We start from the raw sequence: 25,162 nt of genomic DNA on the forward strand, positions 1-25,162 counted from the left end.
CGCCGGATCCGCAGGGCCCGCAGGCACTGCAGGGCCCGGCGGGGGGCCCGGCCCCGGGTGGGGCGGGCGTACGGGCGAGGCCGCGGTTGGCGCGAGCGCGTCCGGCGGAGCCGCGGGGCAGGAAGCCGGGCGTACGGGCGAGGGCAACGCGAACGCCTCTGGCGGAGCCGCAGGGCAGGAAGGCCGGCGTACGGGCGCCGCCAGCGCAAGGGTCTCCGGCGGAGCCACGGGGCAGGACGGCAGGCGTACCGCCGACGCCGGCGCCCCCGGCGGAGCCGCCGGGCAGGAAGCCGGGCGTACCGCCGAGGCCGACGCCAGCGCCTTCGGCGGAGCCATAGGGCAGGACGGGCACGGGGGCGGTGGCGCGGCCGCGCGGTTCGAGGTGTGGGCGCTTGACGGGGTGCCCGAGGTCGCGGCCGGGGACGACCTGGCCAAGCTGATCGCGGCCGCGACGGCGGGCCCGGGGGCCGGTCTCGTCGACGGTGACGTGCTGCTCGTCACCTCGAAGATCGTCAGCAAGGCGGAGGGGCGGGTGATCGCCGCCGCCGACCGGGAGGCGGCGATCGACGCCGAGACGGTACGGGTGGTGGCGCGGCGCGGTGCCCTGCGCATCGTCGAGAACCGGCAGGGTCTGGTGATGGCCGCCGCCGGCGTCGACGCCTCCAACACCCCCGCCGGGACCGTGCTCCTGCTGCCCGAGGACCCGGACGCCTCCGCCGCGCGGATCCGCGCCGGGCTGCGCGAGACGCTCGGGGTCGACGTCGGCGTGGTCGTCACCGACACCTTCGGGCGGCCCTGGCGCAACGGCCTCACCGACGTGGCCATCGGCGCGGCCGGCGTGCGGGTCCTCGACGACCTGCGCGGCGCCACCGACTCCCACGGCAACGAGCTCAACGTGACCGTCACCGCCACCGCCGACGAACTGGCCGCCGCCGGGGACCTGGTGAAGGGCAAGGCGGCGGGGCGGCCGGTGGCCGTCGTCCGCGGGCTGCCGCACGTCGTCGCGGGTGACGACGACGGGACGGGCGCGCGGGCCCTGGTCCGGGACGCCGCCGACGACATGTTCCGGCTCGGCACCTCGGAGGCGGTACGGGAGGCGGTGACCCTGCGCCGTACGGTGCGGGAGTTCACCGACGACCCCGTCGACCCGGGCGCCGTACGGAGGGCCGTCGCCGCCGCCGTCACCGCGCCCGCCCCGCACCACACCACCCCGTGGCGCTTCGTCCTCCTGGAGTCCGAGGCCTCGCGCGTGCGGCTGCTCGACGCGATGCGGGACGCCTGGATCGCGGACCTGCGGCGCGACGGCAAGTCCGAGGAGTCCATCGCGCGCCGCGTCCGCCGCGGCGACGTGCTGCGCAACGCGCCGTACCTGATCGTGCCCTGCCTGGTCATGGACGGCGCCCACCACTACGGCGACCCGCGCCGGGACGCCGCCGAGCGCGAGATGTTCGTGGTCGCGGCGGGCGCGGGCGTGCAGAACCTGCTGGTGGCGCTCGCCGGCGAGCGGCTGGGCTCGGCGTGGGTGTCCTCGACGATGTTCTGTCGCGACGTCGTACGGGAGGTGCTCGGCCTGCCGGGTGACTGGGACCCGATGGGCGCGGTGGCCGTCGGCCGCCCGGCGGCGGCACCGAAGGAGCGGGCGGTACGGGACGCGGAGACGTTCGTCGCGGTGCGGTGACGCGCGTGCGGTGACGCCCCGTGGCGACGGGCCTGCGGGTCAGATCCCCGTGATGTTGCCGGGCGCCATACGGGGTGCCCGGCGGGGCGGGACGCGGCCGCTGAGGAGGATCAGGCGGGCGGCGCGGTGGCGCTGGCCGGCGTACGGGGCGAGGAGGCCCAGCATCGTCGCGTCGTCGGCCGTGCGGTCGCCCGCGAGGGCCCAGCCGACGATGCCCGGGAGGTGCAGGTCGCCGGTGGTGACCTCGTCCGGGGCGCCGTTGCTGCGCTGGATGGTCTCGGCGGAGGTCCAGGGGCCGATGCCGGGGATCAGTTCGAGGCGCTTGCGGGCCTCGGCGGGCGGCATGTGCGCCGCCTCCTCCATGCGGTGGGCGACCCGCGCGGCGCGCACGACGGCGGCGGAGCGCTTGCCGTCGACGTTCGCGCGGTGCCACTCCCAGGACGGGATCATCGCCCAGGTGCGGGCGTCGGGCATCACGTACATCCCCTCGGGCGCGGGCCCGGGCGCCGGCTCCCCGTACTTCCGGACGAGCAGCCGCCACGAGCGGTAGGCCTCGTCCGTCGTGACCTTCTGCTCCAGGATGGAGGGGATCAGCGACTCCATGACCAGACCGGTGCGGGTGAGGCGGAGGCCGCGGCGGGCGCGGTGGGTGAGCGCGAGGAGTTTGTGGCGCGGGACGAAGGCGGCGGGGTCGTCCTCGGCGCCGAGCAGCGCGGGCAGCCGCGCCATGAGCCAGCCGCCTCCCGGGCCCCACGCCTCGGCCCGTCCGTCCGCCGCCCGGACCCGGACGGTCCCGGCGCCGTCGGGCGTCCGGCTGGCCCGCCAGACCGAGCCGTCGGCCGTCGTCCGGAAGGTGGGGTCGCCGGGGCCGCGGCGGAGGGGGCCGAGGGTGAGACCGAGGTCGAGGTCGACCAGGGCTTCCTCGGAGCTCGGTGCGGGGGCCGGGGCGGGTACGGGGACGTGGCCGCCGCGCGTGGTGGTGCGCGTGGGTCGGGGAGCGAAGCGGCCTGCCATGCGTACGAGCGTAGCGGGGCGCCCCCGAGGCCGGTCCCGCCTACCGGCTACTGGTCGGACGAGAAGCGGACCGCGCCCGCCGGGAGCTTCGCGTCGCACCAGACGCGGACGCCGTCGCGGAGTTCGTTGTCCGGGCCGATGTCGGCGCCGTCGCCGATGACCGCGCCGGTGAGGACGGTGCGGGCGCCGATGCGGGCGTGGGTGCCGATGAGGGAGTCGGTGATGACGGCGCCGGGTTCGACGACGGCGCCGGCGAGGACGGTCGAGCCGGTGACGCGCGCGCCGGAGCCGATGACCGCGCCGGGGCCGACGACCGTACCGCCGGTGAGCTTGGCGTCCGGGGCGACGGTCGCCGTGTCGAGGACCAGGCGGTCGCCGCAGCGGCCCGGTACGGCCGGGGACGGGGCGCGGCCGAGGACGAGGTCGGCGGAGCCGCGGACGAAGGCCTGCGGGGTGCCGAGGTCGAGCCAGTAGGTGGAGTCGACCATGCCCTGCAGGTGCGCGCCGGAGGCCAGCAGGTCGGGGAAGGTCTCGCGTTCGACGGAGACCGGCCGGCCCGCCGGGATGGTGTCGATGACCGAGCGCCGGAAGACGTACGCGCCCGCGTTGATCTGGTCGGTGACGATCTCCTCCGGCGTCTGCGGCTTCTCCAGGAAGGCCGTGACGCGTCCCGTCGCATCCGTCGGCACGAGACCGAAGGCGCGCGGGTCCTCGACCCGGGTGAGGTGCAGGGACACGTCCGCGCCGGAGGTCTCGTGGGTGGCGACGAGCGCGCCGATGTCGAGGCCGGTGAGGATGTCGCCGTTGAAGATCAGGACGGGGTCTTCGGGGCCCGAGTGGAGCCGGGAGGCGACGTTGCGAATGGCGCCGCCGGTCCCGAGGGGCTCCTCCTCGGTGACGTACTCGATGCTCAGACCGAGCGCCGAGCCGTCGCCGAAGTACGGCTCGAAGACCTCCGCCAGGTAGGACGTGGCGAGGACGATGTGGTCCACGCCGGCGGCCCGGGCCCGGGCCAGCTGGTGCGTCAGGAAGGGGACGCCGGCCGCCGGGACCATCGGCTTGGGCGTGTTGACGGTCAGGGGACGCAGCCGGGTGCCCTTGCCACCGACCAGAAGAATCGCTTCGGTCACCTGTCGTCTCTGCTTCCTGTCGGTCCGGTCTCATCGCCGTGGGCGGCTCGCCACGGGCGGCCGCTTTTCGGCCGCCCGTACGATATGACCGGTCAGTTTATGCAGATGGTTGAGTCCATGACCCCACCGACAGCCCCATCGGCGATCCCAGCGGCGATCCCGACAGCTCCGTCAGCTTCTTCCCTGGTACTTCGCCGAGCTGGACCGGGCGGTGCCGAGTTTGCTGTAGAGGCGTCCGCCCGGGCATTCGGTGGCGAAGCCGTCGCGGTGGCCGGAGATGGCGTTGAACTTCACCTTCCTGCCCTTTTTGTAGAGGTTTCCGCCTCCTGAGGTGAGTGTCACCTTTCCCTTCGGATTCACCCCGTGGAGCCCGAGCTTCCACGCCGTCAGCTTGGCGACGGCCGTCACGACGGCGGCCGGCGGGGTGGCGCTGCCGAAGGTGCCGAGCACCACGACGCCCATGCTGTTGGTGTTGAAGCCGAGGGTGTGGGCGCCGAGCACCGGCTTGGCGACGCCGCCGGCCCGCCCCTCGTAGATGTTTCCGCACTTGTCGACGGCGAAGTTGTAGCCGAAGTCACGCCAGCCCAGGCTCTTCACGTGGTAGCGGTAGATGCTGCGCAGCACGGAGGGGGCCTGCTTGCAGGTGTAGTTGTTGCCGGTGGCGCTGTGGTGCACGAACGCCGCCTTGATCGTCTTCGTGTAGCCGAAGGCCTTCTCCCGCATCTTCTCGTCCGCGCCCCACCCCTTACGGGTGATGATCTTCGGGCGCGGGCCGATGTACGGCTTCGCCGCGAGCGCGGCGCGGTCGGCCGTAGTGCCGGTGCCACTGCCACTGCCAGTGCCCGCGGCGGGCGGGAGTGTGGCGAGCGTCTCCTCCCGGGTGAGGGCGGGGATGACGGTGGCGCCGAACGGGGCCTGTTCGGCGTTCGCGCCCGACGCGGCGGCCTGGGCGGAGGCCCGATCGACGTTCGGCGCGGCGGCGGGCTGGGCAGCGGCGGCCCGCGTTCCCCTCGCCCCCGCCCCGGCCGCCGGGTCCGGGTCCGGGCCGGGGTCGACCAGTTCGAGGCGCAGGCCCGCCGGGAGGGCGGTGGGGGCGGTCCGTTCCTCGGACTCCGGGGACTCCGGGCGTACGCGGACCTCGACGCCGTCCGAGTCGCCGACCCACAGCGGGGCGGTCGCCCCGTGCAGCGCGCCCGAACGGCCTTCGGCCGTGCCCGGGTCGGCGCCGTGCTCTTCGTTGTGGGTCTCCACGTCCTGCCAGTCGGACCAGGCGCCGTCCGCGGTGGCGCGGGTGCGGACCTGCACGGTGCCGTGCAGCGGGGTGCGGGCGTCGTTCCACACGACGCCCACCAGGGAGAAGGGTCTGACCTCCCGTCGGGTCAGGCCCTTCTCCCCCACCGCGCCTTCGGGCCGCCCGAAGGCGCGGCCGTGCGGCCGGGTCTCGGGGGCGGCGAGGGGTTCGAGGGGGAGCGACTGGGTCGATCCGGCGAGGTCGCCCGCCGGGTCCGCGGCCGAGTGCGTGGCCGGGTACGCGCCCGGGTCCGCGGCTGGGAGCGCCGGAGGGGCGGCTGGAGGTGCGGCCGCGCCGGCCGGGGTCGTGAGGGCGAGCGGCAGGGCCAGTGCCGCCGCGCACGTGACGGCGATCGAGGAGGCGAGGTAGGCACGCATGGAGCGATCGTCCGTACGGTGGGGCGGTCGCGCGCGGCGGGAGGCGGTGCGGAAACTGACGGTCCGTCGGGCCGACCGGAGGACGGTGTCACCGGTACGGCGGACCGCGCCGGGCGCCGCGCGTACGCTTGCCCGCGTGAACGCCAGCGACCGCACCCCTGCCGACCTGCTGCGATCCGCGCTCGCCGCGGACCCGGCCCGCCCCTTGGTCACTTTCTACGACGACGCCACCGGTGAACGCGTGGAATTGTCGGTGGCCACCTTCGCCAATTGGGTGGCCAAGACCGCGAATCTGCTCCAGGGCGAACTGTCCGCCGCGCCCGGCGACCGGGTCGCGCTGCTGCTGCCCGCGCACTGGCAGACCGCGGTGTGGCTGCTCGCCTGCGCGTCGGTGGGCGTGACGGCGCAGATCGGCGGCGATCCGGTCGGCGCGGACTATGTGGTGGCGGGGCCGGAGGGCCTCGAGGCGGGCCTCGCCTGCTCCGGTGACCGGATCGCCCTCTCCCTCGCGCCGCTGGGGCGCCGCTTCCCGACGCCGCCCGCGGGTTACGCGGACTACGCGGTGGAGGTGCCGAGCCAGGGGGACCGGTTCGCCCCGTTCGTCCCGGTGGACCCGGACGAGGTCGCCCTCGTCGTCGACGGCACGGAACTGACGGGCGCGCAGGTGGTGGAACGGGCGCGCGCGGACGCGGGCGAGCTGGGGCTCCTCGACGGGGGCCGGGTCCTGTCCGGGCGGTCGTACGACACCTGGGCCGGCGTCTCGGCCGGGCTGTACGCGGCGCTCGCGGTGGCGGGGGGGTCGGTGGTGCTGTGCCGGAACCTGGCGGAGCTGGGGGCGGAGGGTGTGGCGAAGCGGGTGGAGAGCGAGCGGGTCACGCTCGTCCTGGCCGACTGAGCCCCCCTGCGGGGCCTTCGGCTCCACCGCCGTGTGGGCCGCCGCACGGCCCGAGCCCCCCGCACGGCCCGAGCCCCCCCGCTCGACCTCGCCCCACCCGTACGGCCCATCGACGCGCCGCATACCCCGCGCCCCTCCCCCTCGCCGGTACATGATCGGCAGGGGGTATCCGATGCCTTCCGCACAACCGCGCGCCGGGATCGGTCGTCTACCTCTAGGGAGGGACGGCCGGACGGTGCGACGCAGGCGCCAGTGAGGACGGACGGTTCAGACGTGACGGACAGCGCGGACACGCCCGCCACCGAGGCCGGGGCGGAGGCCGGGACCGGGCGCAGGCGGCGGCATTGGCTGCGGTGGGCGGCGCTCGGCGCGGCGATCGTGGTGCTCGCCGCGGCGGGGGTCGGGTGGTGGGCGTACCGGAAGCTGGACGGGAACATCACCACGGACACCACCGCCGAGGCCGAGCTGCGCAAGTACGAGAAGGAGCGCCCCTCGCCGGCCGTGAACGCGGCGCGGAACATCCTGCTGATCGGTTCGGACACCCGGACCGGGGCGGGGAACGGGAAGTACGGGAAGGACGAGGGCACCCAGCGCTCGGACACCACGATCCTGCTGCACATCTCGGCGGAGGGGGCGGGCGCGACCGCCGTGTCGATCCCGCGCGATCTGATGGTGCGGATCCCCCGCTGCACGAAGGCGGACAGGACCACCACGAACGAGCAGTTCGCGCAGTTCAACTGGGCCTTCGAGTTCGGCGGCACCGCCTGCACCATCCGCACCCTGGAGAAGCTCACGAAGATCCGGATCGACCACCACATGGTGATCGACTTCCGGGGCTTCAAGAAGATGGTCGACGCCGTGGACGGGGTGGAGGTCTGCCTCAAGGAGCCGATCGACGACCGCGACGCGCATCTGAAGCTGCCGGCCGGGCGCCAGACGCTCCACGGCGAGCAGGCGCTCGGTTTCGTACGGGCCCGCAAGTCGATCGGCAACGGCAGTGACACCGATCGGATGGACCGGCAGCAGATGTTCCTCGGGGCGCTCGTCAACAAGGTGCAGAGCGACGGCGTCCTGCTCAACCCGACGAAGCTCTACCCGGTCCTGGACGCCGCCACGAGGTCCATCACCACCGACCCGGGGCTCGACTCGCTGCGCGACCTGTACGACCTGGCGCGGTCGATGCGGGCGATCCCGACGGAGAAGGTGCAGTTCCTGACGGTGCCGCGGCGCCCGTACTCGTACAACGCGAACCGGGACGAACTGGTGCAACCCGCCGCCGATCAGCTCTTCGCGCGGCTGCGCGCCGACCAGCCGGTGACCGTGCACCCGGGCGGTGGCGGCACTCCGGAGCGGGCCGGGGACGGGACGGGCGCCTCCACGGCGCCCACGTTCGCGGGACGCAACGCGGCGGAGGGGGCGTGCCAGGGCTGAGGCAGGGCCGGGGCTCAGGCAGGGCCGAGGCTGAGGCAGGGCCGAGGGGAACGCACCCGGCACTCACCGGAGTGGCGCGATGTGCGCGATGTGCAAGATGCGCAAAGCGAGGGCCAAGGGATGGGAGGGAATGGGAGATGCCCGATGCGGTTTGGGCACATTGCCCGGTTGTAAGGGGCGTGGAATTTGTCACGGACGTCGCCCCACGCTGAACTGGGCGGATAGTGTGACGCGATCCGGTGCACAAGACCGCGTGGTCGCGCACTCGATGGATCGAACGACCGAGCGCCCGAGGGGGAGGCGCCTCGCGTGGCACCGACGGAGGACTCAAGTAACCGTGGACGCGCACAGCCGTGGACGGGCGGACGAGATCGACCCCGCCGACCAGTGGGTACTCAACCCGCAGACGGGCCACTACGAACTGCGACTGGACCGCTCCGCTGGGCAGTCGCCGCAGGCCGCCGCCCCGTCCCAACCGCGCCCCCGCACCACCCGTGGCGCCACACCTCCCGGCCAGAGAACCCACGAGCGCGGCGAGCGCACCACCGAGGCCGCGCCGCCCGTCCCCGGGCAGCGCCGGCGCCGTGCCCCCGAGCCCGGTGACCAGCGCGGTCCGGCCGGGCGTCGCAAGCGCCGGCCGGAGAAGTCGCGCAAGAAGAAGGTCCTGATGTGGACCGGCGGCACCATGGCCTTCGTGGTCGTGGCGGGCGCCGCCGGGGCGTACGCGCTCTACAACCACTTCGACAACAACATCAACACCATCGAGGTCGCGGGCGGCAGCGAGGGCTTCAAGAAGGACGAGGCCTTCAACGTCCTGCTCATCGGCACCGACAAGCGGACCGGTGAGGGCAACGCCGGCTACGGGGACAAGAACAGCCCCGGCCACGCCGACACCACGATCCTCTTCCACGTCTCCAAGGACCGGACGAACGCCACGGCGATGTCCATCCCGCGCGACCTGGTCATCGACATCCCCGAGTGCGAGACGAAGCAGCCCGACGGCTCCGTCAAGAAGATCCCCGGCCAGACCGACGAGCGCTTCAACATCAGCCTCGGCCAGGCCGACCGCGACCCGGGCTGCACCATGCGCACCGTCAAGGAGATCACCGGGCTCACCGTCGACCACTTCATGATGGCCGACTTCAACGCCGTCAAGGAGATGACGACGGCCGTCGGCGGCGTGAAGGTCTGTGTGGCGAAGCCCGTCAACGACCCCAAGTCGCACCTCAAGCTGCCGGCCGGCGAGTCCACCATCCAGGGCGAGCAGGCCCTCGCCTTCGTCCGTACCCGGCACAGCTTCGGCAACGAGAGCGACCTGGACCGCATGAAGGTCCAGCAGCAGTTCCTCAGCTCGATGATCCGGCAGATGAAGTCGGACGACACGCTCACGTCGCCGACCAAGCTGTACGGCCTCGCCGACGCCGCCACCAAGGCGCTCACCGTCGACACGGGGATAGGAAGCATCTCCAAGCTCAAGTCCCTGGCCCTGGAACTCGCCAAGATCGACACCAAGAACATCACGTTCCTGACCATGCCGGTCATCGACAACCCGAGCGAGCCCAAGCCCGTCACGGTCGTACCCGACCCCGTCGAGGCCCCGCGGCTCTTCGAGATGATGCAGTCCGACACCTCGCTCACCGAGGTGAAGAAGAAGGAGACGGACGCCAAGAACGCCCAGGCCGCGGCCCAGGCGAAGCTTCTCCAGGGCGCCCGTTCCACCGCGCACGAGGTCCGGGTCGATGTCTACAACGGCAGCGGCAAGACCGGCGCGGCGCAGAAGACGCTCGAATGGCTCCAGAACGAGCACGGCGTGACGCGGTCGAGCAACAAGAGCAACGCCCCGGAGCCGGCGGCGAAGACCACGCTCACGTACGCGCCCAACCAGGCCGACCAGGCCCGCAAGCTCGCGGACCTGATGGGCCTGCCCGCCACGGCACTCAAGCCGGGCACGCAGGACGCCGGGGAGCGTGAGCCCATGACGCTCGTACTCGGCGCCGACTACAAGGGGGCGGGGGTGCCCCTCACCGGTCCGGCGAAGGCGCCGGAGGGTGCGCAGACGGCCGACAAGCAGGTGTGCGCCAAGTGAGCCGGACCACCGTCCGGCCCCTGCGCCGCGCCTGCGGGAACGCCTGAGTCAACAAGGAGACCTGGGGTGGGACAGAGCAGCGTGCGCAGGGAGGGGGCGCGGAACCGCGCCTCGCGCGCCCAAGAGGTGGGCTGGGACGACAGCCTCTACGAGGAGGGGAACACCGGTGACGGCGGTCCGGGCGGAGGCCCGGACGGGGGCCCTGGCGGCCGAATACCCCACGCCCGGCGGGCCGGCGGCGGGGACGACGACGGCTCTACGGGTACGAGTACGGGCCCGGGTTCGGGTTCCGGTACGGGCCACCGGCGCGGCGGTTCGCGCCGGCGCGCCAGGACCAAGAAGTCCGGCAAGCGCAAGGTGCTGCGCTGGACCGCCATCGCGGTGTCGCTGCTGGTCGTCGGCACGGCCGGCGCCGGATACCTGTACTACGAGCACCTCAACGGCAACATCCGCAGCGGTGGCCGCGCGGGCGGCGAGAGCGGGGTGGAGAAGGCCGCGCCGAACGCGCTCGGCGACACCCCGCTGAACATCCTGCTCATCGGCTCCGACGACCGTTCCGACCCCAAGAACGTGGCGCTGGGCGGCGGCAAGAAGGACGCCAACCGGCCGCCGCTCGCCGACGTGCAGATGCTGCTGCACGTCTCCGCGGACCGGAAGAACGCCTCGATCGTCTCCATCCCGCGCGACACGGTCGTCAAGATCCCCGAGTGCAAGGGTGCGGACGGCAAGAAGTACCCCGAGACCACCAACCGGCCGATCAACGAGTCGCTGGCCCGGGGCGGTCCCGGCTGCACCCTCACCACCTGGGAGAAGCTCACCGGGGTCTACATCGACCACTGGATGATGATCGACTTCGCGGGTGTGGTCGCCATGGCCGACGAGGTCGGCGGCGTCCCGGTCTGTGTGAAGACCGGCGTCTGGGACAAGTCGACGCCCGCCGCGCCCGGCGGCTCTCATCTCAAGCTCCCCGAGGGCACCCACGACGTCAAGGGCGAGCAGGCGCTGCAGTGGCTGCGCACCCGGCACGCCTGGGGCAGCGACCAGGGCCGCGCCCAGGCCCAGCACATGTACATGAACGGGCTGATGAAGAAGCTCCAGGACCAGAACGCCTGGACCGACACCCCGCAGCTGATGGGGCTTGTCGAGACCGCCATCGACGCCTTCCAGGTCTCCGACGAGATCGGCACGGTGAAGAAGCTGTTCGACCTGTCGATGCAGCTGAAGAACGTGAAGCTGGACCGGCTGACCACGGCCACCGTCCCGACCACCGAGTACCCGCCCAACCCGAAGGCGTGGCTCCAGCCGATCCCGTCGGCCGCCGAGAAGATGTGGTCGATGCTCCGCGACGACGTGGCCATGGACAAGAACGGCGACCCGGCAGACGGGAAGGGGAAGCCGAAGGCGTCCGCGTCCGCGAAGCCTGCGGCCACCGCCGGTGCGCCCGCCTCCCTCGCCATCTCGGTGATCAACGGCACCGCGGGCGACGGCGAGCCGGCCCAGGAGGGCCGGGCCACCGACGTCGCCAAGGAACTGCGTGACAAGGGCTTCGGCCAGGCCCAGTCCTCCCGGGAGGCCCAGCCGCGCAAGGACAGCGTGGTGTTCTACCCGAAGGGCGACGGCGACCAGGGCAAGGCCGACGCCACCTCCGTGGCCACCGCCCTCGGCCTGCCGGCCTCGGCGGTCCGTGCGGACGCCAAGGTCAGCGGCCTCACCCTGGTCGTCGGCGCCGACTGGCGCGAGGGCCGCACCTACAAGAAGCCGACCGTGGCGGCGGGCGACCTGCCCGAGGGCGCGGACGACAAGACCGACTGCATGAGCGTCTACCCGGTCTACAAGTGGGACGGGAAGTCCTGAGTCCCTAAGTCCTGGGAACCCGCGCTATCCATACGTTCCATACGGCGAAGGCCGGGCCCCTTGCGAGGGGCCCGGCCTTCGCCGTACGAGTGTGGTGCGGTGCGGGTCAGACGGTCTCGCCGGCCTTCACCGCCGGGCGCCTGCTCGCGATGACCTTCCGCGCAAGCGCGCGCGGGCTGGTCAGGAAGCCGAAGCCCCACGACATGTGCATGGTCGCCAGGGCCACCGGGATCTGCAGCCGGGCCTTCAGGGACAGGCCCTTGCCGGCCGGGACCGAACCCGCGGTGATCGCCGCCAGATAGCCGGCCGGGATCACGAAGCCGAGCGGGGTGAGGGTCGCGCCGATCACGAGACCCGCGGCGATCGCGCAGACGGCGGCCGGCGGGGCGAGGTAGCGCAGGTTGATCGAGCCCTCGTGGTACCGGGCGACGACATGCCGCCAGCGGCCGTAGTCCTTGTACTGCTTGGCGAGGGCGCGGACGCTCGGCCGCGGCCGGTACTGCACGCGCAGCTCCGGCGAGAACCAGATCAGACCGCCGGCCTCGCGGATGCGGAAGTTCAGCTCCCAGTCCTGGGCGCGGATGAACTCCACGTTGTAGCCGTCCTGCTGCTCCAGCGCCTCGCGGCGGAAGACGCCCAGGTAGACGGTCTCCGCCGGGCCGGCCGCGCCGCCCGTGTGGAAGGCCGCGTTGCCCACGCCGATCTTCGAGGTCATGGCGGCGGCGACCGCGTCCTCCCAGGCGTTCTCGCCCTCGGCGTGCATGATGCCGCCGACGTTCATCGCGCCCGTCTCCTCCAGGAGGCGCACGGCGGTCGCGATGTAGTTGGGCGACAGCATGCCGTGGCCGTCGACGCGGACCACGATCGGGTGACGGGAGGCCTTGATCGCCGCGTTCAGGGCGGCGGGCGTACGGCCGGTGGGGTTCGGCACGGTGCGGACCCGGGGGTCTTCCCGTACGAGCTCGGCGGCGATCTCGTCGGTGCGGTCCGTGGACGGCCCGAGCGCGATCACCACCTCCATCTCGCCGTCGTACTCCTGCTCCAGGATGTGGCGGACCGAGTTGCGCAGATGCCGCTCCTCGTCGAGGACCGGCATGATCACAGACACAGGGGTATTGGCGTTCATCGGGGGCCACGTTACCGCGAACGGGGGACACGGGCGCGTGCCGCCGGCTCGCAGCACGGTGGCGCTGATCGTATGGGCCTACGGTGCTCACGGTCCCCCTGTCGTACCAGCGGAGGTGTCCCCCGGTGCCCACACCGCCCCGTACGCCGCCTCGTACGCCGCCCCGTCCGGCCCGTCCGCCCCGGCCTCCGGTCCGCACCGAACCGGTCCACCGCGCTCCGGTCCGCGCCGCTCCGGCCCGCGGGCACCGGCGCCGGCCGAGCCGGCCGCGGTGGGGCATGCGGATGGCGACGACGCTGTCCGTGGTGGTGCTCGCCGCCGGGGGCATCGGGCATGCCGTGGTGACCAGCCTCGACACCGGGATCAACCGGATCGACCCCTTCAAGGACATGAAGAACCGCCCGCAGGCCGGGCACGGCATGAACGTGCTGGTCGTCGGCACCGACGGACGCGACCGGATCACCGAGGAGGAGCGGAAGAAGTACCGGCTCGGCGGCGCCCCCTGCCACTGCACGGACACCGTGATGCTCGTGCACATCTCGGAGGACCGGGAGCGGGCGAGCGTGGTGTCGCTGCCCCGTGACTCGTACGCCGAGATGCCCGAGCACACCGACCTCACCACCGGCAAGCACCACCACGCGCACCCGGTGAAGCTGAACGCGGCGTACGCGGAGGGCGGGCCGTCGCTGACCGTGCGGACGGTGGAGTCGATGACCGGGGTGAAGATCGACCACTATCTGGAGGTCGACTTCACCAGCTTCATGCGCACCGTCGACGCGGTCGGCGGGGTGCAGATCTGCACCGCCAAGCCGCTGAAGGACTCCTACACCGGGCTCGACCTGGCCGCCGGGCCGCACGAGCTCGACGGCGGGCAGGCGCTGCAGTACGTGCGCGCCCGGCACGTCGACGGCGCCGCCGACATCGGGCGCATGCAGCGGCAGCAGAAGTTCCTGGCGGCGCTGATCGACCGGGTGACCGGCGGCGGGGTGCTGCTCAACCCGGTGCGCTTCCGCGAGGTCGCCTCCACCATGCTGAGCTCGGTCCGGGCCGACCAGGGCTTCGGCACCCAGCAGATGCTGGCCCTGGCGAAGGCGATGAACGGCTTCACGCCGGCCTCGTCGGAGTTCGTGTCCGTGCCGATCGGCGAGATGAGCTTCCCGGTGAAGGGGATCGGCTCCACGGTGAAGTGGGACGCGCCGAAGGCGCAGAAGCTGTTCCAGTCGCTGCGCGACGACCGCCCGCTCACCCCCGCCCGGCCGGCCGCGCCGAAGGGGCCGCGGCCCGTCGACGTGGACGTCGCGCCGAAGACGATCCGGGTCCAGGTCTACAACGGGACCGGCGCGGACGGACTCGGCGGCCGGGTCGACACGGCCCTGCGCGCCACCGGCTTCGACACCACCCGCGCACCGCGGACCGCGCCCGGCGGCCGCGAGCACGCCCGCACCCTCGTCGAGTACGACCCCGGCTGGGACCGCTCGGCGAAGTCCCTGGCCGCGGCCCTGCCGGGCGCCGAGCTCCGCCCGGTGAAGGGCCAGGGCGCGACCCTGAAGGTGACGGTGGGCGCGGACTACAAGGCCGTGACGCCGGTACGGGAGCGGGAGCAGCAGACGGGGCAGTTCGAGGCGGTGCGGGGGGACCAGGTGGTGTGCCCGTAGGGCATGGGACCAATCAGTCCTCGTAACCCTCCGCCTTCCGCTGCTCGCGCAGTTCCCTGATCGCGCGGCGGCGGGCCAGGCGGTGGGTGCGGCGGATCTGGGCCTCCTGGTAGCGGCGCTTGTCGCGCTCGGTCTCCGGGAGGACCGGGGGGACCGGGCGCGGCTTGCCGTCGGCGTCGACGGCGGCGAAGACGAGGTAGGCGGAGCCGACCTGGGTGGCCGGCGTGGACTCGTTCCAGCGCTCGGCCATGACCCGGACGCCGACCTCCATGGAGGACCGGCCCGTCCAGTTGACCTGGGCCTTCACATGCAGCAGGTCGCCGACGCGGACCGGCTCGAGGAAGGCCATCTCGTCCATGGACGCGGTGACGGCGGGGCCGCCCGAGTGCCGGCCCGCGACCGCGCCCGCGGCGTCGTCCACCAGCTTCATGATCACGCCGCCGTGCACCGTACCGAGGAGGTTGGTGTCGTGGCTGGTCATGATGTGGCTGAGAGTGGTGCGGGAGGCGGAGGTGGGCTTGCCCGGAATAGCGCCCTGATCTGTCATGCCCTCTACCTTATGCCCGCCCTTGTGGCCGGTCTCGGCGCCGTCCGGTTTGCATCAGCTTGGCAACAGCGCCGGTCCGATTTCCCACCCGCCCTGTCGGGGCGAAGCCGCGGACCGGCACACTGTTCCGCATGAATGACTGGCCCGACGCCCAGCCCGAGGGACCTCGCCGGATGCGCCACGTGCAGCGCCCGCAGGTCCCCCCGCAGCAGCAGTCGTACCCCCGTGACCAGCAGAACCAGGGGTACGACCAGGGCTATGACCAGGGCCAGGGGTACGACCAGGGGTACAACCCGAACTTCACCCAGGCCCAGAACACCGGTTACGACTCCGGCTACAGCTCCGGCCAGGTGTACGGCGGCCAGCAGGGCGGCGGCCGGGGCGGCGTGCCGCCGCAGTACGCGCCCGGCGGCGGCGCTCCCGTACCCGCGCGGCCCGCGCCGAACTGGGGCAAGCGCGTCAAGATCGGCTCGATCGTGGTGGTCGTGGGCCTCCTGGCGTGGGGCATCGGCACGTACGCGTGGGCCAGCTCGCAGATGCGCAACGAGGTCGATCTGGCCAAGGTCATCGAGCGGCCGGCCGACGACGACTGCACCACGTATCTGATCGTCGGCTCGGACAGCCGCGAGGGCATGTCCGCCGAGGAGAAGAAGAAGCTCCACACCGGCTCCGCCGAGGGCAAGCGGACCGACTCGATGATGATCCTCGCGGCCTGCTCCAGCGGGAACACGATGGTCTCGCTCCCCCGTGACTCCTGGGTGACGATCCCGTCCTTCGTGGGCTCGGAGTCCGGCAAGCAGTACGCGGCCCGCGGCGGCTCCAAGCTGAACGCGGCCTACGCGATGGACGGCCCGGAGCTGCTCGTCCGCACCGTCGAGTACAACACCGGCCTGCGCATCGACCACTACGCGGAGATCGGCTTCGCCGGCTTCGCGAACATCGTGGACGCGCTCGGCGGTGTCGAGCTGAACATCGAGAAGGGCTTCAAGGACAAGAAGTCCGGCGCCGACTTCCAGGCCGGCACCCAGACCCTCAACGGCGAGCAGGCTTTGGCCTTCGTGCGTACCCGCTACGCCTTCGCCGAGTCCGATCTGCAGCGCACGAAGAACCAGCAGAAGTTCCTGTCGGCCCTGGCGAGCCAGGCGGCGACCCCGGGCACGATCCTCAACCCGTTCAAGCTCTACCCGACCCTCGGCGCGGGCCTGGACACCCTGATCGTGGACAAGGACATGTCGCTCTACGACCTGGGCACGATGTTCTTCGCGATGAAGGGCATCAGCGGCGGCGACGGCAAGTCGATGAACATGCCGATCAACGGCACGGCCCCGCAGAACTCCCTGAAGTGGGACATGCCGAAGGTGAAGCAGCTGGTCAAGGAGATCCAGAACGACGAGCCGGTCACGGTCACGTCGAACCGCTGACGGCCAATCGCTGACGCTGACGTCTCATTCCTTCCGGTCGGCGCCCTGTTCGGGCGTCGACCGTTTGATTTCGTCCAGCAAATTCGGAAATCATGGCGGACCGCCGCGGGGGACAGCCCGTGGACGGCGGGGACAACGGGGAGAACGGGGAGGTTCACGGGGTGCCGTGGGACGAGTGGGAGCAGCTCAAGGCGGAGACGGCGGCGCGCCAGTCGTCCTCGATGCGCCTGAACCAGGTCGCGCCGGAGCCGGGCGGCGGCGGGTACTCGGAGGACCTGAAGACCGACAAGCGGGCCTGGACGAAGGCCGGCGAGGGCGTCTCGGGCCTCAAGGACGACATCACCACGGCGCTGGGCAAGCTCGACTCGGGGCAGGCGGGACTGGGCGACGGTCAGGGGATCCAGAGCGCGGCGGCGCAGAAGGAGTTGTACGACTCCTGGAAGAAGTACGTCGGCGACGTGAGCAGTCGCTGCGGCGCCCTGGGCGGACTGCTGACCTCGTCCGGGCACGACCTGTCGAAGCCCGACGAGACCCTCCTCGGTGAGCTCAACGGCCTCAAGGCGCACTACGCGGACACCGAGGCCGTCGGCGGCCAGGCGAAGGAGAAGTGACCGCGGCCATGGATCTGGAGACCTTGCGGGCCTTCAAGCAGGCCGAGTACGAGGAGGCCGCGGACGGCTACCGGGCCGTCGGCGACATGGCCGGGGCGGCCATGGACACGGTGGAGAACCAGGTCTCCTCGGGGATCCGCGCCCGCCTGACCGGCAAGGCCGCCGAGGCCGCGCTGGGCGAGCTCAAGGAGCTGGCGAAGAACTTCCACTACGCGCAGACCGAGTGCGATCTGGTGAGCACCGCGCTGAACGGTTTCGCCTTCGACATGGCGGTCGCCAAGCGGAACCTGGACGCGGCGACGGCCGACGCCGAGGCCAACGGCTGCACCGTGAACCCGAACGGCTCGGTGACCTTCCCCGCGGGTGCGAAGCCGGGTGCCGACAAGGTCGCCGAGGGCGGCACGGTGACCGGCAGCGCCGGGGGCACCGACACCTCCGACGCGATCGAGCGCCAGGCGATCAACATCCACCCGAACCCGTACTACGGCCGGGCCCTCGGGTACGCGAACCGGATCGCCGACGCGCTGAAGGAGGCCGCGGACGCCGACGCCAAGTGGGCGCCGAAGCTGCGGGCGCTGAAGGCGGACGACGACCTGAAGGTCTCGGACAAGGACTGGGCCGACGCCCAGTCCGACACGAGCGGCGTCCGGGAGGCTGGCGAGAGCTACCTGAACTCGCTGCCGCAGCCGCCGAAGGACGGCAGTCCGAAGGACAACTCCGCCTGGTGGAAGGGGCTCACCCCGGAGCAGCAGGAGGCCTGGCTGGCGATGCGGCCGGACCGGGTCGGGGCGCTGGACGGCCTGCCGTCGCCGATCCGCGACGAGGCGAACCGGGTGGTGCTCGCGGAGAAGCAGGGCGCTTACCGTACCGAGCTGGATTCCATCCCGAAGCCCCCTGCCAACGAGTGGACGTGGATCACCGCCGGTATGTACCCGGCCAAGGTGCACACCGACGAGTGGATGGAGTGGGACAAGAAGTACGGGGACCGGTACCGGGAGCTCGAAGGCGCTCTGAAGGGCATGGACAGCATCCAGGCGCGCTTCGACCGGACCGGCGAGCGGGGTCTGCCCGAGGCCTACCTGCTCGGATTCAGCGCCGAGGGGAACGGCCGCGCGATCGTCGCCAACGGGAACCCGGACACGGCAGACCACCAGGCCGTCTACGTGCCGGGCACGACGTCCAACCTGAGCGGCATCAACGGCGACATCGAGCGCATGCAGAACGTGTGGCGTGTGGCCGACGCGCAGCACAACGGCTCGGTCTCCACGATCACGTGGCTCGGTTACGACGCCCCGCAGGACATCGTGAAGGACTCGCCGTTCAGCCACTACGCCGATGACGGCGCCCCGGCGTACAACCGCTTCATGGACGGCCTGGACGCCTCGCGCTCGGTCGACACCGATCCGCACCGCACGGCGATCGGCCACTCGTACGGCACGACCCTCATCGGCTCGGCGGCCCGGCAGGGAGACCTGCACGCCGACGACGTGATCCTCGCGGGCAGCCCCGGCGTGCAGGTGCCGAAGGCGGAGCAGCTGGACGTCCCCAAGGGGCATGTCTGGAACGAGGAGGCCGACGGGGACCCGGTCCCGGACATCGGCCGGTTCGGACACGGTGGACTCGACTGGGACGGTCCGTTCCAGATCCCCAGTGACCCGACCTTCGGCGCCAACCAGATGGCCACCGACACCGAGGGCCACAGCGACTACTGGAAGGAAGGCACCGAGAGTCTCAAGAACCAGGGCCTGGTCGTCGCGGGCAGCGGTGACAACGTCAAGCTGAAGCCGCCGCCCAACCTCACGCCGGGAGTGCGCTAGATGAAGATCAAGGCGGGCGCGTCCGCGCTCCTCCTGTCCCTCGCTTTCACGACCCTCACTGGATGCAGCATGAACGACAAGGACTCCGGCCTTCCCTCTTCGGGCATCAGCACCACGCATGACGCGGCGGACGCGGCGGAGAAGGTCTCCAGCGAGCTCTACGACCTGGTCGGCGTCAAGGGGATGGCGACCAAGACAGGGGCCGGTGTGGGGCACTGCGGGAGCGACAAGGATCCGGAGAAGTACTTCACGGTCTTCCACCCGTGGAGCTTCGTTCCGGCCGCTCCGGCACAGCTGGAGGGCGTCATGGAGCGGCTCAAGAACGAAATGCCGAAGCATGGTTGGAAGATCGTCAGCTTCGGGCCGGACACGAGCAAGAACAAGAACGTCACCATCGTGGCCGACAACGACGCGAAGAAGTTCAGCGTCGAGATCTCCCATCACGCCAAGGACGACGAGCCGAAACTGAGCATCTTCGTCACCTCAGGCTGCTACCAGATTCCGGACGGCGAGAAGCTCGAACGCTTCTGAGGCCGGGCACCCCGCCCGACGCGAACAGCCCCCGGCACGGTGTGCCGGGGGCTGTTCCTTCCCGTGGGGGGGTTACGGGAGGTTGCGGGCCATGACGATGCGCTGGACCTGGTTGGTGCCTTCGTAGATCTGGGTGATCTTGGCGTCGCGCATCATGCGCTCGACGGGGTAGTCGCGGGTGTAGCCGTAGCCGCCGAGGAGCTGGACGGCGTCGGTGGTGACCTCCATGGCGACGTCGGAGGCGAAGCACTTGGCGGCGGCGCCGAAGAAGGTGAGGTCGCCGTCGACGCGTTCGGACTTGGCGGCGGCGGCGTAGGTGAGCTGGCGGGCGGCTTCGAGCTTCATGGCCATGTCGGCGAGCATGAACTGCACGCCCTGGAAGTCGGCGATGGGCTTGCCGAACTGCTTGCGCTCCTTGACGTAGCCCTTGGCGTAGTCGAGGGCGCCCTGGGCGATGCCGAGGGCCTGGGCGGCGATGGTGATGCGGGTGTGGTCGAGGGTCTTCATCGCGGTGGCGAAGCCGGTGCCCTCGGCGCCGATCATGCGGTCGGCGGGGATGCGGACGTTGTCGAGGTAGACCTCGCGGGTCGGGGAGCCCTTGATGCCGAGCTTCTTCTCCGGCGCGCCGAAGGAGACGCCTTCGTCGCCCTTCTCGACGACGAAGGCGGAGATGCCCTTGGAGCGCTTCTCCGGGTCGGTGACCGCCATGACGGTGTAGTACTCGGACACGCCGGCGTTGGTGATCCACCGCTTCACCCCGTTGAGGACCCAGAAATCACCGTCGCGCACGGCGCGGGTCTTCATGCCGGCGGCGTCGGAGCCGGCGTCGGGCTCGGACAGGCAGTAGGAGAACATCGCGTCGCCCTTGGCGAGCGGGCCGAGGTACTTGTGCTTCAGCTCCTCGGAGCCGGACAGGATGACCGGGAGCGAGCCGAGCTTGTTCACCGCGGGGATCAGGGAGGACGAGCCGCAGGCGCGGGCGACCTCCTCGATCACGATCACGGTGGCCAGCGCGTCGGCGCCCGCGCCGCCGTAGGTCTCGGGGACGTGCACCGCGTGCAGGTCGGCGGCCACCAGCGCGTCCAGGGCCTCCTGCGGGAACCGGCCCTCCTCGTCCACCGCGGCCGCGAACGGCGTGATCTTCGCCTCCGCCAGCGCACGGACCGTCTCCCGGAGCATCTCGTGCTCCTCCGACGGACGATACAGATCGAAATCAGCCGAACCGGCCACCGTCACACACTCCCACGCTTGCTAACTACCGTTAAGTAACTCAAAGGGTAGGGCGAGACCGGGCCCCGGGCCAGGGCACGACTATGCTCGGGCAGGCATTCGCCCGACCTCGACTCCTCATGGAGACCGCATGGCCCTCAAGATCACCGTGATCGGCACCGGCTACCTCGGCGCCACCCACGCCGCGGCCATGGCGGAGCTCGGCTTCGAGGTGCTCGGTCTGGACGTGGTCCCCGAGAAGATCGAGATGCTGGCCGGCGGCCGGGTCCCGATGTACGAGCCGGGTCTGGAGGAGCTGCTCGCGCGGCACGTCGCCGGGATCGAGGGCTCCAGCGGCCGGCTGCGCTTCACCACCTCCTGGGAGGAGGCGGGCGCCTTCGGCGACGTCCACTTCGTCTGTGTGAACACCCCGCAGAAGCACGGCGAGTACGCGTGCGACATGAGTTACGTGGACGCCGCCTTCGCCTCGCTCGCCGGGGTCGTACGGGACGGGGCGCTGGTCGTCGGCAAGTCGACCGTGCCGGTCGGCTCGGCGCAGCGGCTCGCGGGCGTGCTGCCCGAGGGCGTCGAACTGGCCTGGAACCCGGAGTTCCTGCGCGAGGGCTTCGCCGTGCAGGACACCCTGCACCCGGACCGGATCGTGGTCGGCGTGGCCGAGGGCGTACGCGGCGAGCGGGCCGAGAAGCTGCTGCGCGAGGTGTACGCGGTGCCGGTGGCGGAGGGCTCGCCGTTCGTGGTGACCGACTACCCGACCGCCGAGCTGGTGAAGACCTCCGCCAACTCCTTCCTCGCCACCAAGATCTCCTTCATCAACGCGATGGCGGAGGTCTGCGAGGCGGCCGGCGGCGACGTGGCCAAGCTCGCGGAGGCGATCGGACACGACGAGCGGATCGGCAACAAGTTCCTGCGGGCCGGCATCGGCTTCGGCGGTGGCTGTCTGCCGAAGGACATCCGGGCCTTCATGGCGCGGGCCGGTGAGCTCGGCGCGGACCAGGCGCTGACCTTCCTGCGCGAGATCGACTCCATCAACATGCGGCGCCGCGCGTCCATGGTCGAGATGGCCCGGGAGGCGCTGGGCGGCGGCTTCCTCGGCAAGCGGGTGGCGGTGCTCGGCGCGACCTTCAAGCCCGACTCGGACGACGTCCGCGATTCGCCCGCGCTGAACGTGGCCGGCCAGATCCACCTCCAGGGCGGCCAGGTCACCGTCTACGACCCCAAGGGCATGGACAACGCGCGCCGGCTCTTCCCGACGCTGGCGTACGCGCCCACCGCCCTCGACGCGGTGCGCGGCGCGGACGTCGTCCTCCACCTCACCGAGTGGCGCGAGTTCCGCGACGCGCTGGACCCGGCGGAGCTGGCCGAGGTCGTCTCCTCGGCCGTCATCCTCGACGGCCGCAACGCGCTGGACGCGGGGCGGTGGCGCGAGGCGGGCTGGACGTACCGGGCGATGGGCCGCCCGCGGGCCTGAACGGGCACCAAGAGCGCGCCGCGCTGGTGGTGCGGGTCCAGGCCCGGGAGCGGAACGCGCCCGCATGGGCGCCGTCCCGTGTGCCCACCCTCCCCCTGGCTTCGCCGGGGGGACCCCCACGCCCTGCGGGACGAATGCCCACAACGGGACGGCTACGCCGCTCTCAGCCGCGTCACCCGCGATCTGAACTCCGTGTCCCGCAGCGCGCGTGTGATGTTGCCGTGGGACAGGGAGACCAGGTCCGACGCCGGCCAGTCGCGGCGGAGGAGTTCCGCGAAGAGCGGGACGTAGCCGGTGGGCGGGTGTTCCGCGTGGGAGAGGCCCAGGGAGCGGGGGCCCGCGAGGGCGCGGAGGCGGTCGAGGGTGTCGGCGGTGGCCGAGACGTCGGGGGTGACCGGCACCATGCACACGCCGTCCTTCTCGCCGAGGAGGCTCAGCACCTCGTCCGGCATGCCGTCCGGGTCCGCCCGGGTGAGCAGGACCGGGGCCCGGCTCACCGCGAGGGTCTGGCGGACGGTGTCGGTGTCGGCGCCGGCCAGGTCGATGGCCAGGCCGAGCCGGTTCATCTCGCGTACCGCCTCGCGGGCGAAGCGGTCGTAGCGGGTGAGGCTCACCGCCCGTACGCCGAGCGCGTGGTACGCCCGGAGCGTGGCGGGCGAGCCGCCGACGGCCGACCAGCTCACCGGTCCGAGGACGACGGCGACCCGGCCGCAGTTGCGGGCGTGGTCCATCTCGGAGGTGGTGTGGGCGAGGCGCAGGTCCTCGGGGCAGGCCGCCACGAGGGCGCGGACCGCGTCGATCCGGCGCAGGGTGCCGAGGACGCCCTCGTCGGCGTCGACGCGCAGGGACCAGAGCTGTGCTCCCGCCTCCGCGGCCCGTACCGGCGGAAGGTCTTCCGGGTCCGGTTCGGTGACGCGCGGCGGTTCCGTGTGCCCCTCGACGACCGGCTGCGCGGCAAGCAGCGCGCGGGCTCGGGTCGACTCGTCGAGGGGCCGGGGATGTTCGGGGGGATCGGCGTCGCCCGCCGAGACGGCGTGGGCGACGGTGAAGGTGGTGGTGGGATCGTCCAGCAGATCTGCCATGGGTGACTCAACTCCGTACTACTGAGGCAGTACGGCAACCGTGCCACCGCCCCCGGCGCCCGGCGCGGCGGGCTAGGCCGTCCGGGGGATGCCCGTACGAGCGACACGAAGGCCCCCGCCGGAGCGGGGGCCTCACTGACGTGACGTCATATCCCGTACAGAACCGAGGCGTTACGCGTCGAAGCCGGCGATCGTCGCGATCGACGCGCCCCGCAGCGCCTGCTGCTCCCGCGCCACCGACTCCGCGTCGCGCAGCACCCGTACGGCGTTGGACCAGGTCAGCTTCGCCAGGTCGGCCGGCGACCAGCCGCGGACCAGGAGCTCCGCGATCAGGTTCGGGTAGCCGGCGACGTCGTCCAGGCCGGCCGGGGTGAAGGCCGTGCCGTCGTAGTCGCCGCCGATGCCGATGTGGTCGATGCCGGCGACCTCGCGCATGTGGTCGAGGTGGTCGGCGACCGTGGCGGCCGTCGCGAGCGGGCGCGGGTTCTCCGCCTCGAAGGCGCGGTGGACGGCCATCGCGTCCGGGGTGGTGGCGAGGTGGTGGAAGCCGTGGGCGCGCATGTTCTCGTCCGCGCGGTTGGTCCACTCGACCGCGGCGGGCAGGATGAACTTCGGCACGAAGGTCGCCATCGCCACACCGCCGTTGGCGGGCAGCCGCTCCAGGATCTCGTCCGGGATGTTGCGCGGGTGGTCGCAGACCGCGCGGGACGAGGAGTGCGAGAAGATCACCGGCGCGACGCTGGTGTCCAGCGCGTCCCGCATGGTCGACGCCGCCACGTGCGAGAGGTCCACGAGCATGCCGCAGCGGTTCATCTCGCGGACGACCTCGCGGCCGAAGGCGGTGAGCCCGTCGTGCCGGGGGTCGTCGGTGGCCGAGTCCGCCCAGTCGTTGTTCTCGTTGTGGGTGAGCGTCATGTAGCGCACGCCCAGGGTGTGCAGGGCGCGCAGGGTGGCCAGGGAGTTGTTGATCGAGTGGCCGCCCTCGGCGCCCTTGAGGGACGCGATGCGGCCCTCCTTGCGGGCCGTCTCCATGGCGTCGGCGGTCAGCGCGGGCGCGAGGTCCGCCGCGTACCGCTCGACCAGCCGGTCGACGGCGTCGATCTGCTCCAGGGTGGCGCTGACCGCGTGGTCGCCGGTCAGCCGGCCCGGCACGTACACCGACCAGAACTGCGCGCCGACGCCGCCGGCCCGCAGCCGGGCGAGGTCGGTGTGCAGGGAGGCGGACAGATCGCCGGCGATGTCGAGCTTGTCGAGGTCGTAGCCGCAGTGCTCGCGCAGGGCCCACGGCAGGTCGTTGTGCCCGTCCACGACCGGGGTCGCGGCGAGCAGTTCGCGCGCCTCGGCGAGGCGGTCCGAGGCCTGCGCCCCGCTCGTACCCGCCCCGCTCGTACCCGCCGCGCTCACTTGGCGAACCCGAACGCGCCCGCGCCCTCGACCTTCTGCCGCAGCCGCTTGCCCTTCTCCGTCGCCTGGTCGTTGAGCTCCTGCTGGAACTCCTTCATCCGGGCGAGCAGTTCGGGGTCGTGCGCGGCGAGGATCCGGGCGGCGAGCAGACCCGCGTTGCGCGCGCCGCCGACCGAGACGGTCGCGACCGGCACACCGGCCGGCATCTGCACGATGGAGAGGAGGGAGTCCATGCCGTCGAGGTACTTCAGCGGCACCGGCACCCCGATCACCGGCAGCGGGGTGACGGAGGCGAGCATGCCCGGCAGATGGGCCGCGCCGCCGGCGCCCGCGATGACCGCCTTGAGTCCGCGGTCGGCGGCCTCCTCGCCGTACGCGATCATCTCGCGCGGCATGCGGTGCGCGGAGACGACGTCGACCTCGTACGGGATCTCGAACTCGTCCAGGGCCTGCGCGGCGGCCTCCATGACGGGCCAGTCCGAGTCGGACCCCATCACGATGCCGACGAGCGGGC

20 protein-coding genes are annotated in these 25,162 nt (G+C 72.0%); 11 read left to right on the forward strand and 9 right to left on the reverse strand.

Going from position 1 to position 25,162, the window contains the following annotated elements; translation table 11 throughout:
- Window positions 1–334 precede the first annotated feature (334 nt).
- Window positions 335–1,678, forward strand: coding sequence for a coenzyme F420-0:L-glutamate ligase (locus JAO84_RS13640; protein ID WP_370416754.1), 1,344 nt, complete (start codon window positions 335–337; stop codon window positions 1,676–1,678).
- Window positions 1,679–1,717: 39 nt separating this feature from the next.
- On the opposite strand, the gene JAO84_RS13645 is transcribed toward JAO84_RS13640, so the two are convergent.
- From JAO84_RS13645 to JAO84_RS13655, 3 genes are all read right to left on the reverse strand, one after another.
- Window positions 1,718–2,692, reverse strand: coding sequence for a DNA-3-methyladenine glycosylase (locus JAO84_RS13645; RefSeq protein ID WP_370413102.1), 975 nt, complete (start codon window positions 2,690–2,692; stop codon window positions 1,718–1,720).
- Between the two features lie 47 nt (window positions 2,693–2,739).
- Window positions 2,740–3,822 (reverse strand): sugar phosphate nucleotidyltransferase, encoded by a 1,083-nt coding sequence (locus JAO84_RS13650; RefSeq protein ID WP_370413103.1) that lies wholly within the window; start codon window positions 3,820–3,822, stop codon window positions 2,740–2,742.
- Window positions 3,823–3,993: 171 nt separating this feature from the next.
- Entirely contained in the window at window positions 3,994–5,490 is a 1,497-nt protein-coding gene (locus JAO84_RS13655; protein WP_370413104.1) for a peptidoglycan recognition protein, read from the reverse strand.
- Between the two features lie 136 nt (window positions 5,491–5,626).
- Between JAO84_RS13655 and JAO84_RS13660 the strand changes: the two genes are divergently transcribed.
- From JAO84_RS13660 to JAO84_RS13675, 4 genes are all read left to right on the forward strand, one after another.
- On the forward strand, window positions 5,627–6,385 hold the full coding sequence (locus tag JAO84_RS13660; RefSeq protein WP_370413105.1) for a TIGR03089 family protein: 759 nt from the start codon (window positions 5,627–5,629) through the stop codon (window positions 6,383–6,385).
- A 273-nt stretch (window positions 6,386–6,658) separates the two neighbouring features.
- The gene (locus JAO84_RS13665) at window positions 6,659–7,816 is read left to right on the forward strand and encodes an LCP family protein (RefSeq protein WP_370413106.1); all 1,158 of its coding nucleotides are present in this window, start codon (window positions 6,659–6,661) and stop codon (window positions 7,814–7,816) included.
- Window positions 7,817–8,153: 337 nt separating this feature from the next.
- A complete protein-coding gene (locus JAO84_RS13670) occupies window positions 8,154–9,902 on the forward strand; it encodes an LCP family protein (protein ID WP_370413107.1) in 1,749 nt (582 codons plus the stop codon).
- A gap of 66 nt (window positions 9,903–9,968) precedes the next feature.
- On the forward strand, window positions 9,969–11,756 hold the full coding sequence (locus tag JAO84_RS13675; protein ID WP_370413108.1) for an LCP family protein: 1,788 nt from the start codon (window positions 9,969–9,971) through the stop codon (window positions 11,754–11,756).
- A 106-nt stretch (window positions 11,757–11,862) separates the two neighbouring features.
- On the opposite strand, the gene JAO84_RS13680 is transcribed toward JAO84_RS13675, so the two are convergent.
- Window positions 11,863–12,882 (reverse strand): glycosyltransferase family 2 protein, encoded by a 1,020-nt coding sequence (locus tag JAO84_RS13680; RefSeq protein WP_265868970.1) that lies wholly within the window; start codon window positions 12,880–12,882, stop codon window positions 11,863–11,865.
- A 278-nt stretch (window positions 12,883–13,160) separates the two neighbouring features.
- On the opposite strand from JAO84_RS13680, the gene JAO84_RS13685 reads away from it, so the two are divergent.
- Window positions 13,161–14,537: an LCP family protein gene (locus JAO84_RS13685; protein ID WP_370413109.1), complete on the forward strand. Its 1,377-nt coding sequence runs from the start codon at window positions 13,161–13,163 to the stop codon at window positions 14,535–14,537.
- Between the two features lie 13 nt (window positions 14,538–14,550).
- Here JAO84_RS13685 and JAO84_RS13690 read toward each other — a convergent pair whose 3' ends face one another.
- On the reverse strand, window positions 14,551–15,084 hold the full coding sequence (locus JAO84_RS13690; protein WP_370413110.1) for an acyl-CoA thioesterase: 534 nt from the start codon (window positions 15,082–15,084) through the stop codon (window positions 14,551–14,553).
- A gap of 131 nt (window positions 15,085–15,215) precedes the next feature.
- On the opposite strand from JAO84_RS13690, the gene JAO84_RS13695 reads away from it, so the two are divergent.
- The 4 genes from JAO84_RS13695 to JAO84_RS13710 all read left to right on the forward strand — a co-directional run bounded on the left by JAO84_RS13695 (window position 15,216) and on the right by JAO84_RS13710 (window position 19,464).
- Window positions 15,216–16,505: an LCP family protein gene (locus tag JAO84_RS13695; RefSeq protein ID WP_370413111.1), complete on the forward strand. Its 1,290-nt coding sequence runs from the start codon at window positions 15,216–15,218 to the stop codon at window positions 16,503–16,505.
- Window positions 16,506–16,597: 92 nt separating this feature from the next.
- The gene (locus JAO84_RS13700; RefSeq protein ID WP_370413112.1) at window positions 16,598–17,116 is read left to right on the forward strand and encodes a hypothetical protein; all 519 of its coding nucleotides are present in this window, start codon (window positions 16,598–16,600) and stop codon (window positions 17,114–17,116) included.
- Window positions 17,117–17,124: 8 nt separating this feature from the next.
- On the forward strand, window positions 17,125–18,933 hold the full coding sequence (locus JAO84_RS13705; protein ID WP_370416755.1) for an alpha/beta hydrolase: 1,809 nt from the start codon (window positions 17,125–17,127) through the stop codon (window positions 18,931–18,933).
- Window positions 18,934–19,464 (forward strand): hypothetical protein, encoded by a 531-nt coding sequence (locus JAO84_RS13710; protein WP_370413113.1) that lies wholly within the window; start codon window positions 18,934–18,936, stop codon window positions 19,462–19,464.
- A gap of 72 nt (window positions 19,465–19,536) precedes the next feature.
- On the opposite strand, the gene JAO84_RS13715 is transcribed toward JAO84_RS13710, so the two are convergent.
- A complete protein-coding gene (locus JAO84_RS13715) occupies window positions 19,537–20,694 on the reverse strand; it encodes an acyl-CoA dehydrogenase family protein (protein ID WP_370413114.1) in 1,158 nt (385 codons plus the stop codon).
- 130 nt (window positions 20,695–20,824) lie between these two features.
- On the opposite strand from JAO84_RS13715, the gene JAO84_RS13720 reads away from it, so the two are divergent.
- A complete protein-coding gene (locus JAO84_RS13720) occupies window positions 20,825–22,162 on the forward strand; it encodes a UDP-glucose/GDP-mannose dehydrogenase family protein (RefSeq protein ID WP_370413115.1) in 1,338 nt (445 codons plus the stop codon).
- 152 nt (window positions 22,163–22,314) lie between these two features.
- Here the strand turns inward: JAO84_RS13720 and JAO84_RS13725 are convergent, their stop codons facing one another.
- From JAO84_RS13725 to purE, 3 genes are all read right to left on the reverse strand, one after another.
- Complete coding sequence (locus JAO84_RS13725; protein ID WP_370413116.1) at window positions 22,315–23,244, reverse strand: membrane dipeptidase; 930 nt, start codon at window positions 23,242–23,244, stop codon at window positions 22,315–22,317.
- Window positions 23,245–23,415: 171 nt separating this feature from the next.
- Complete coding sequence (locus tag JAO84_RS13730) at window positions 23,416–24,573, reverse strand: dipeptidase (protein WP_370416756.1); 1,158 nt, start codon at window positions 24,571–24,573, stop codon at window positions 23,416–23,418.
- Between the two features lie 71 nt (window positions 24,574–24,644).
- A complete protein-coding gene (gene purE, locus JAO84_RS13735; RefSeq protein WP_370416757.1) occupies window positions 24,645–25,142 on the reverse strand; it encodes a 5-(carboxyamino)imidazole ribonucleotide mutase in 498 nt (165 codons plus the stop codon).
- Window positions 25,143–25,162 lie beyond the last annotated feature (20 nt).

Origin of the sequence: Streptomyces fradiae (assembly GCF_041270065.1) — a bacterium.
Classification (GTDB): domain Bacteria; phylum Actinomycetota; class Actinomycetes; order Streptomycetales; family Streptomycetaceae; genus Streptomyces.

Bases quoted from the DNA above. Each gene is read 5' to 3' on its own strand.
- JAO84_RS13645 (WP_370413102.1), bottom strand. From the start codon at position 2,692: ATGGCAGGCCGCTTCGCTCCCCGACCCACGCGCACCACCACGCGCGGC.
- JAO84_RS13655 (WP_370413104.1), bottom strand. From the start codon at position 5,490: ATGCGTGCCTACCTCGCCTCCTCGATCGCCGTCACGTGCGCGGCGGCA.
- JAO84_RS13680 (WP_265868970.1), bottom strand. From the start codon at position 12,882: ATGAACGCCAATACCCCTGTGTCTGTGATCATGCCGGTCCTCGACGAG.
- JAO84_RS13685 (WP_370413109.1), top strand. From the start codon at position 13,161: ATGCGGATGGCGACGACGCTGTCCGTGGTGGTGCTCGCCGCCGGGGGC.
- JAO84_RS13690 (WP_370413110.1), bottom strand. From the start codon at position 15,084: ATGACAGATCAGGGCGCTATTCCGGGCAAGCCCACCTCCGCCTCCCGC.
- JAO84_RS13695 (WP_370413111.1), top strand. From the start codon at position 15,216: ATGAATGACTGGCCCGACGCCCAGCCCGAGGGACCTCGCCGGATGCGC.
- JAO84_RS13700 (WP_370413112.1), top strand. From the start codon at position 16,598: ATGGCGGACCGCCGCGGGGGACAGCCCGTGGACGGCGGGGACAACGGG.
- JAO84_RS13705 (WP_370416755.1), top strand. From the start codon at position 17,125: ATGGATCTGGAGACCTTGCGGGCCTTCAAGCAGGCCGAGTACGAGGAG.
- JAO84_RS13710 (WP_370413113.1), top strand. From the start codon at position 18,934: ATGAAGATCAAGGCGGGCGCGTCCGCGCTCCTCCTGTCCCTCGCTTTC.
- JAO84_RS13720 (WP_370413115.1), top strand. From the start codon at position 20,825: ATGGCCCTCAAGATCACCGTGATCGGCACCGGCTACCTCGGCGCCACC.
- JAO84_RS13725 (WP_370413116.1), bottom strand. From the start codon at position 23,244: ATGGCAGATCTGCTGGACGATCCCACCACCACCTTCACCGTCGCCCAC.
- purE (WP_370416757.1), bottom strand. From the start codon at position 25,142: ATGGGGTCCGACTCGGACTGGCCCGTCATGGAGGCCGCCGCGCAGGCC.